This is a genomic window from Sphingopyxis sp. (assembly GCF_016463645.1).
Classification (GTDB): Bacteria; Pseudomonadota; Alphaproteobacteria; order Sphingomonadales; family Sphingomonadaceae; genus Sphingopyxis.
This window is the reverse complement of sequence record NZ_JAEMQX010000152.1, coordinates 1-7,981: the sequence shown is the minus strand read 5'-3', so window position 1 is coordinate 7,981 and position 7,981 is coordinate 1. Positions and strand designations below refer to the sequence as shown.

Genomic DNA, 7,981 nt, shown 5'->3' with positions numbered 1-7,981 from the left:
GTATCGACGGCCGCTTCGTCACCGCGAACAGCGGCGTGACGGGCGACCGCGCCTTCTGGCAGCTCAAGATCGGGCTCAACGTTGCCGCGATCGGTTGCCGCGGCCTTGAGGAAACGACGCTCGTTTCGGCGTATAACAATATCATCAAGACGCACGGCAAGGTGATCAAGTCGACCGAGAAGTCGGTGATCACGCAGCTCGGCAAGGAAAACAAGAACAACGGCATCGCGCCGCGCGACCGGCTGTCGACACAGCTGTTCAACTATTTCGCGCAGCCGCCAGCGCAGCGCGGCTTCTGCACGCGCGCCAACGAAATCGCGCAGATCGTCTCGTCGACACCGACCGCGCAGATCGTCGAGCAGGCGCCCGCGCACTTGGCGCGGCTCGATGAACCGTTCAGCGAATTCTACGAAGCCTATGCCAAATATCAGTCGGATGTGGTCGCATGGGACGCCCAATACGCCCCGCGTCCGGCCGCCGTACCGGCATATGGCGTCCCGGCGACCCCGGTTCAGCCGACAGGAACATCGACTATCGCGGGAACGGTCCCGGCGAGCAACCACTGAACGACGCTTGCCTGCCCGCGCGACGGGCGGGAATAGATGGGACAAACGCGCGCGGGGTATTGGCGCTCACCGCATCCTTCTGTTAGCAGGATTGCGATGACCAACGCCCCGCCTCCACCCTCGTCAGCCGCCCAGTCAGCGCGCACCATCCTGACCCGGTTGCACGAGGTCATGGCGTCGCGCGTCAATGCGCAGGGCAAGCTCAACCAGGTTGTCGGGATTATCGGCGAATGCCTCGATAGCGAGGTCTGCTCGATCTATCTGCTCCGCGACGGAGCGCTCGAACTCTATGCCACGCGCGGGCTGAAGCAGGAGGCGGTTCACGTCACGCGTCTTGGCCTCGGCGAAGGCCTTGTCGGCATGATCGCCGACCAGATCGAGACGCTGAACCTCGACGAAGCCGCCGCCCACCCTGACTTTTCCTATCGCCCCGAAACGGGCGAGGAATTGTTCCACAGTTTTGCCGGCGTCCCGATCATCCGCCGCGAGCGTGCGGTCGGCGTGCTGTGCGTCCAGCACAGCGATCCGCGCCGCTATGACGATATCGAGATCGAAACGCTGCAGACCGTCGCGATGGTACTGTCCGAATTGATCGCCAATGCCGACCTGGTCGACACCGCCGCACGCGTGGATGCCGCCGCCGCTGACCAGTCGGCGCAGCGGCTCAACGGCCAGAAGCTGGTCGACGGCATGGGCGCCGGGGTCGCGGTGTTCCATCAGCCGCGCATCACGATCGAACATACGGTCGCCGACGATATCGAGGCCGAGCGCCATCGCGTGTATGCCGCGTTCGACAAGATGCGCGAACAGATCGACCGCATGGCGAGTTCGGCCGATTTCGGCGTCGGCGGCGAGCATGAGGAGGTCATCGAGACCTACAAGATGTTCGCCTACGACGAGGGCTGGTCGCGCCGGATCAACGAAGCGATCGACAGCGGCCTCACCGCCGAGGCGGCGATCGAACGCGTCCAGCAGCGCACCCGCATGCGCATGCGCCAGATCGACGACCCGCTGCTGCGCGATCGCATGCACGACCTCGAGGATCTGTCGAACCGGCTGATCCGCATCGTTTCGGGCCAGATGGGCACCGCCGCGCAAATAGGTCTCCGTCAGGATTCGATCCTGATCGCGCGCAACCTCGGCCCGGCCGAGCTGCTCGAATATGACCGCCGGCGACTGAAGGGTGTCGTGCTCGAGGAAGGATCGCTGACCGCGCACGTGATCATCGTCGCGCGCGCGATGGGCGTTCCGGTCATCGGACGCGTCAGCGACGTCCGCGCGTCGATCCGCGAGGGCGATCTGCTGCTCATCGACGCCGCCGCCGGACAGCTGCATGTCCGCCCGACGCAGGCGGTGCAGGATGCCTTCGATGCCAAGCTAGAGATTTCGCAGAAGCGCCGCGCCAACCTCGCCGCGCTACGTGATCTGCCCGCAGTCACCAAGGATGGCGTGCCGATCGAACTGATGATCAACGCCGGTCTGCGCGAGGATGTCGCGGCGCTGGATCTGACAGGCGCGCGCGGGATCGGCCTGTTCCGGACCGAGTTCCAGTTTCTCGTGTCGGCCACGCTGCCATCGCGCGATCGCCAGCAGCGACTCTACCGCGATGTGCTCGATGCGGCAGGCGACCGGCCGGTGATCTTTCGCACGGTCGACATCGGCGGCGACAAGGCGCTGCCCTATATGAATGTCCGCGACACTGCGCAGGAGGAAAATCCCGCGATGGGCTGGCGCGCGCTGCGCCTCGCGCTCGAACGCGAGGGACTGCTCAAAGTCCAGGCGCGGGCGCTGATGGAGGCCGCGGCGGGTCGCACGCTCAACGTCATGTTCCCGATGGTGTCGGAGCCATGGGAATATGAGGCGGCGCGCGAGCTGTTCGTCGGCCAGCGCGCGTGGCTGGCGCAGCATAACAAGAAACTGCCTGTCGCGATCCGCTACGGCGCGATGCTCGAGGTGCCGGGCCTCGTCGAGACGCTCGACCTGATGCTGCCGCACCTCGATTTCCTGTCGATCGGCACCAACGACCTGACCCAGTTCCTCTTCGCCGCCGACCGTGCGCATCCGCGGCTGGCCGAGCGATACGACTGGCTGTCGCCGATCGTAATGCGGTTTCTCGCGCGCATCGTCCGTACCGTATCGGGATCGAAAGTGGCGCTCGGCGTCTGCGGCGAAATGGGCGGCCGCCCATTGGAGGCGATGGCGCTGCTTGGCCTCGGCATCGAACGCCTGTCGATAACTCCAGCCGGAGTCGGGCCGGTGAAGGCGATGATCCGGTCGCTCGACCTCGGCGCGCTCCGCGCCGACATGGCGGCGATCCTCGCGCAACCCTCGACCAATCCGCGCGGCCAATATCAGGCATGGGCACAGCAGCATCGGGTCGATCTGGGCGATTGACGAGCGCTCCGTCCTAGGAAAACTCCCGTTCATAGACACCAAGCGTCTCGCGCGCAACGCGGTCCCAACTATAATAGGCTTGGCAGAATTCCATCGACCTCGACAGAAAGGCCCGTCTCTCCTCGACGGTCCATGAAAGGATTCGATCGATCGCCCCTTGCCATTGGGGCACGTCCCCCGCGGCCACCAGCATACCGGTGACGCCCTCTTCGACGGCCTGTACCAAACCGCCCGTGCGCGACGCCACGACGACACCTCCGGCCGCCGCCGCCTCGGTTGCGACCAGGCCGAAACCCTCATATTCGCCGGACCGGGGCTCTATGTTCGGCACCACGACACAACAGGCGCGCCGATAGGCCTCGACGAGCGCTTCGCCATCAAGATTGCCCAAAAAATCGACGCGAGAGTTGTCGAGCGCTCGCCACTCGCTCTCATCCCAGCCGGTGCCCGCAACCTTCAACCGAAGATGTTCGGGCAGCGCAGGAAGCACATTTCGGATGAACCAAGCACATCCTTTCCGTTCGACCAGCCGTCCGGCAAACAGAATGAAGGGCTCGCTGCCACCGTCCGGTGGCGGACCGGAAAGATGCGTGGCCAACGGGACGACATCGATACGGCGCCATCCGGTTTCCATCGAGACGACGCGTGTCGCCTCCGAATTGGCGATGACTTTTGCCTGAATCAGGAGGCGCGCTCCCAGCCGCAGGTAATATCCGTAGGCGTGCCCTTTCAATCCGCCGCGTCGATGATACGCGACATCCGTGCCGTGTGCAGAAAGTACCACCTGCGTCTGCCGCGAACGCAGGCGCGCAAAAAGACCCAGCGGCCAGAGTGCCATATCTCCAAGATGAACGACGGAAGATGGGGCGGCATCGATCAGCAGGCGAATCGATGTGCGAAACCCAAATGCCAACAGCTTTGGCATCGTTGGTGGGCGACCGTCAGGACGTCCGGGCAATGCCATGACCGCCAGTGGCTTCATCTCTCGTAGTGCGTCGGTAAGTTTGAGAGAATAGGTTTCCATCCCCCCCATTGCAGGCGGCCATTTGCGCGTGACGTACCGGATCGTCTTCGCCATCCCCTGCTCACGCGGCGTTCAGGCGCCGGCGAAGGCCGGTAACGTCCCGTGAAGACGAACGAGCCCGCCTGCCCAATCCCCTTGCGGCAAAGACAATGTCAGTCATGGCAGAGCATGACGAAGCTGGGATAGGCGGGGCGCAACCATTCGAGAATAGCGGATGGCACCATCTGCATCCCGGCGCGCGGCAGCCCGTGCAATTCATTGTCGACAAGCCAGGCAACGGCCTCCGGCGAACGATCCTCGACAACGGAAAAACACTTCCCCAACATAGCCACGAGTTGCGACAGCGATAACGGATAGCAGTCATAACCCTGTCCCTTCCCGCTCCAGCGCACCAGCCGATTGGCAATCGGACGCGGCAAGGCACCGAGCAGAGGCAATTGAAAATGAGGTTCAATCAACGCCCACTTGTTCGGAACGGCAAGATAGAGACGCCCTCCGGGTTTCAGTATCCGCCGGATCTCCGCAAGCACGGCTTTCTGTTCTTCGACATCGCCGACATGCTCAATTACGTGGTTGAAAACCACCAAGTCGAACCGATGGGAGTCGAACGGCAAGGTCGTCCCTTCGATCATCGTGAGCGGCAGCGAGCCGCAATAGAAATCCGCGTCGCGGTCGGCGGCCACGACATGCGCGCCGCGTTCGTGAAAATAATCGGCGAGGACCCCCGATCCCGTACCGAGATCGAGAAGGTTGAGGCCCGCGAGATTCCCTCCCAGCAGAGCTTCTATCTTTCGCGCCTTGATCGAGCGCGACGTCCGGTCTGTTACCGCGTGGCCGTTAAGTGACATTGCCCACCTTTCGTCCATGCAACAGCCAATAGCCGACGAGCGCGGCAATGGCATCGACGATCGCGGTCACGAAACGATGCAGCGCCGCACACGCAATCGCCGCGCCGCCCCCGACCATCGGACCGAGCCATGCCACAAGGATGGCTTCGCGTATTCCCAGCCCGGCCGGTGCCCCCGGAACGACATAGCCAGCGGCCCATGCGACGGCAAAAACACCTATCGTCGACATCGGTGGCAGCGCCACCGACGCGACCGCCGTGACGATCGCGTGAAACGATAGGCCAATGAGCAGAAAACTGACGACGAGCCAGGCCGCCGCCGCGGCAACCGCGCGTAGCGGCACGCGCATCCAGCGGAGCAAGCCTCCGATCGTCAGAAACGCGCCGCCGATAACAAAAACGGCAGGCGCCACCCGATCCGCCAGAGCGGCATCGATTGCCGCAATGGGCTCGGGCGACAAGGCAAGCGCCACCGATGCGACGAGCGCCGCCGCGATCAGCGTTGCGATAACTTCGACCGCCGTCGCCAGCCCGCTGCTGGACAATTGAACGCCCAAAGGCCTCGCCAGTCCGGCCCGCGCGACATAGTGCGCGATATTTCCGGGCAAATACTTGGCGATCTGGGCGACGAGGCTGACCCGCGTGCCCGTCCAGAAGCGCAATGGGTGTCCCATGCCCCGGAGCCCCGCCATCCAGGCGGCAGAGGAGCTGATGTGCGTCAGCGCGTAGAGAAGCGCAGCCAAGATCAGCGTGGCCGGTCCGACGTCGAGATTCTGCCCCAGAGAAGACCGGTTCTCGATCGCGAATTTGCCGACATAGACGAGGCTGAGCAGAAACAGCAAGGTTCCGGCAAGATATATCGGGCCTTTCGGTGACAGGCGGGATCCCGTTTCGCTTCGGCCCGGAGCGATGTCCGGCGTGTTACCGGGCGCTCCGGTTCCGAGGCTCCGCGCCGGAAAGTCAACATCCTCCATATACCGAACGCTCTTCAATATTCCGAAAGATAGGATTGTTTCGGCCAAGCGAAGGGCGGCCGGGCCAGATGGTCGCCCCAGCGCAGTGTCACCTGGGCCGTACGTCGCCCCGACACCATGTGCGTCCCCCTCGCCAGCGCGACGACGCTGCCAGCGGCATAATGTCGTCCGTCAATATCGATGCCTCCCCCTTCGACCGTATAACGGCCCGGAACGGCGATCTCGACCGCGATCTGCCTTTCGCCCGGCGCGATGGTCTTTCCGGCGACGAACACGCGTCCCCAGTGCGGAATATAATTCTCGCGCAGGACCTTGTCGTCGTCATGGAGGAGGCGACCGTCGAAAAATGTATCGTGGAAGAGGTCCTGCAGAACCACATTATTGGCCAGCAGCATCGGGACCGGCTCGGCAGCGAGCGCTTGGCTGTAAACCGGCTGGCCCGAACGGAAGTAATTCTCGAGCGCCCATCCGCTGGCGAATTGATTCACCGCGCGCGGGAAATCGCCCGCCATGCCGCTGTTGTCGATATAGGTGACCGGAACGGGAAAGATCATATGGATGCCCGTCTGGATGACCCGCTGTCGCGGCAGGATGTCGCGATCTTGGGTGACGGATAGCAAAATCGCGCCGACGAGCGGAAGGAAGGCCACGGCGACAACCCCGTAGCGCTGGCGCAACCAGCCGATCACCGGTGCGATCGCAACTGCGGCCGGCGGCAGGATGAAGGCATAATGATAGGGAAAGGCATTGCGATAGATCGCCACGGTCGCGAGCGGCGCAAGGAGCGAAAGGAAGAGGATTCTATCCCTCCAGCCGCGGCCGCGCCAGCAGGCATAGAGGAGCGCAGCGAGGATCGCGATCGAAAGCAGCGGGGCAAAGGCGAGCTGTCGCACGAGCCATCCGCCTTGGGGAAACACCCCCGCGGAAAACATCCGGTCGATCGAAAGCCGGCCCAACTGCCCGATATCGTACAAGATCGCGGCGAGACCGGTTTCGGGCAAAGCGGGCGCGAGCCAGAGCAGCAACAGCCCCGCGAAAACGGCGAGCGATGCCGCGCCCGCCAGCGCCCAGCGGTGGGCGGGTTTTTCAAGCCGGAACAGGGCGACCCCGAGAAACGCGGGCGCATAAAGAACGGCCTTGATGGTCGAGACGAAAGCAAGGCTGACGAGAAGGACGATTGCCGCGATTTCCATCGCGCGGAGGGGGCGGCACAGGCCCAGCCACAGCGCCACCATCAGCAGCGCCGCGGCAATCGTGTCGGCACGCAGCGCGAAGGCATGCAGGAAGACATAGCCGCCGGTTGCGTAGATCAGCCCGCAAAGCAGCGCCGTTTCGTGGTCGCCAAACCGGCTCGCCATGGCCGCGATAGCGGCGACCGTGACCAGTTCGAACGGAAGCGTGAGCAGCCGGATCAGTTGTATGTGATCGATATTGTCACCGGGCAGCGCCGGCACCCACGAAAACAGTGCGACAAAGGGCGCCTGCAACCATGGCGACGGACGCCCGAGAAGATGCTGGTGAATCTGGCTGAAATGGAAAAACTCATCCCAGTTCACGCTCTTGGAAAAAACGAGTTCGACCTGGAGCAGAATGACGAACGCGAGCATCGCGCACACCAGCTGCATGGCCGTCGGGCGGCGCAGCCGCGACGCGCGATCGTGCAAATGCATCGCAGACGCCACGGTCAACGCGCGCCCCCCTTCTTGCGCGGGCTCACGGCGGCCGCGGGATCGGTCGCCTCCGCCTCCATCGCATCGAAACGCGCCTCGATCCGGTGCAGACGGACAAGCCCCGCCTCGATGAGCTTGCGGTTCGCCGCGATCAGGTCGGCAAGCAGACCCATCACCGCGACCATCACGCCGAGCACGAGCAGCACCCCGCCGATCACCAGCGACTGAATATGCCCGTCGCCGTCGCCCTGAAGATAGAAGATCAGGAAGCGCACGATCGGCACGACGCCGACGAACGCGATACCCAGCCCGAGCCCGACGAAGGCGCGCAGCGGATTATAGGTCGTATAGGCGCGCGCCATCGTGATGCCGGTGTTGACGATGAAGCGCGGGATCGATTTGAACAGGCGCGACGGGCGCAGCGTCGCATTGGTACGGATCGGCACGCTCAGGATCGACAGGCGCTTGCGCCCGGCCTGGATCAGCATGTCGGTCGTATAGCTGAA

General features: G+C 63.8%; 6 protein-coding genes and 1 pseudogene. 2 read left to right on the top strand and 5 right to left on the bottom strand.

What is annotated here, in order from left to right; genetic code table 11:
* Together JHC57_RS19655 and ptsP are read left to right on the top strand one after the other, a co-directional pair.
* Positions 1–566: hypothetical protein (locus tag JHC57_RS19655; RefSeq protein ID WP_294032269.1), on the top strand; the 566-nt coding region annotated here is incomplete at its 5' end.
* Between the two features lie 96 nt (positions 567–662).
* A complete protein-coding gene (gene ptsP, locus JHC57_RS19650) occupies positions 663–2,960 on the top strand; it encodes a phosphoenolpyruvate--protein phosphotransferase (RefSeq protein WP_294032268.1) in 2,298 nt (765 codons plus the stop codon).
* Between the two features lie 13 nt (positions 2,961–2,973).
* Here the strand turns inward: ptsP and JHC57_RS19645 are convergent, their stop codons facing one another.
* The 5 genes and pseudogenes from JHC57_RS19645 to JHC57_RS19625 form a co-directional block, all read right to left on the bottom strand.
* Entirely contained in the window at positions 2,974–4,038 is a 1,065-nt protein-coding gene (locus tag JHC57_RS19645; RefSeq protein WP_294032266.1) for a glycosyltransferase family 4 protein, read from the bottom strand.
* A 98-nt stretch (positions 4,039–4,136) separates the two neighbouring features.
* Positions 4,137–4,832, bottom strand: a complete 696-nt coding sequence (locus tag JHC57_RS19640) for a class I SAM-dependent methyltransferase (RefSeq protein ID WP_294032264.1) — start codon at positions 4,830–4,832, stop codon at positions 4,137–4,139.
* Positions 4,822–5,673, bottom strand: coding sequence for a lysylphosphatidylglycerol synthase domain-containing protein (locus tag JHC57_RS19635; RefSeq protein ID WP_294032262.1), 852 nt, complete (start codon positions 5,671–5,673; stop codon positions 4,822–4,824). Before JHC57_RS19635 ends, JHC57_RS19640 begins: the two co-directional genes overlap by 11 nt.
* A 146-nt stretch (positions 5,674–5,819) precedes the next feature.
* Complete coding sequence (locus tag JHC57_RS19630) at positions 5,820–7,493, bottom strand: hypothetical protein (RefSeq protein ID WP_294032260.1); 1,674 nt, start codon at positions 7,491–7,493, stop codon at positions 5,820–5,822.
* Positions 7,490–7,981: pseudogene (locus JHC57_RS19625) on the bottom strand (glycosyltransferase family 2 protein); the annotation flags it as partial. The pseudogene JHC57_RS19625 and the gene JHC57_RS19630, both read right to left, overlap by 4 nt.

Coding starts and splice junctions, on each gene's coding strand:
- ptsP (WP_294032268.1), top strand. CDS start 663: ATGACCAACGCCCCGCCTCCACCCTCGTCAGCCGCCCAGTCAGCGCGC.
- JHC57_RS19645 (WP_294032266.1), bottom strand. CDS start 4,038: ATGGCGAAGACGATCCGGTACGTCACGCGCAAATGGCCGCCTGCAATG.
- JHC57_RS19640 (WP_294032264.1), bottom strand. CDS start 4,832: ATGTCACTTAACGGCCACGCGGTAACAGACCGGACGTCGCGCTCGATC.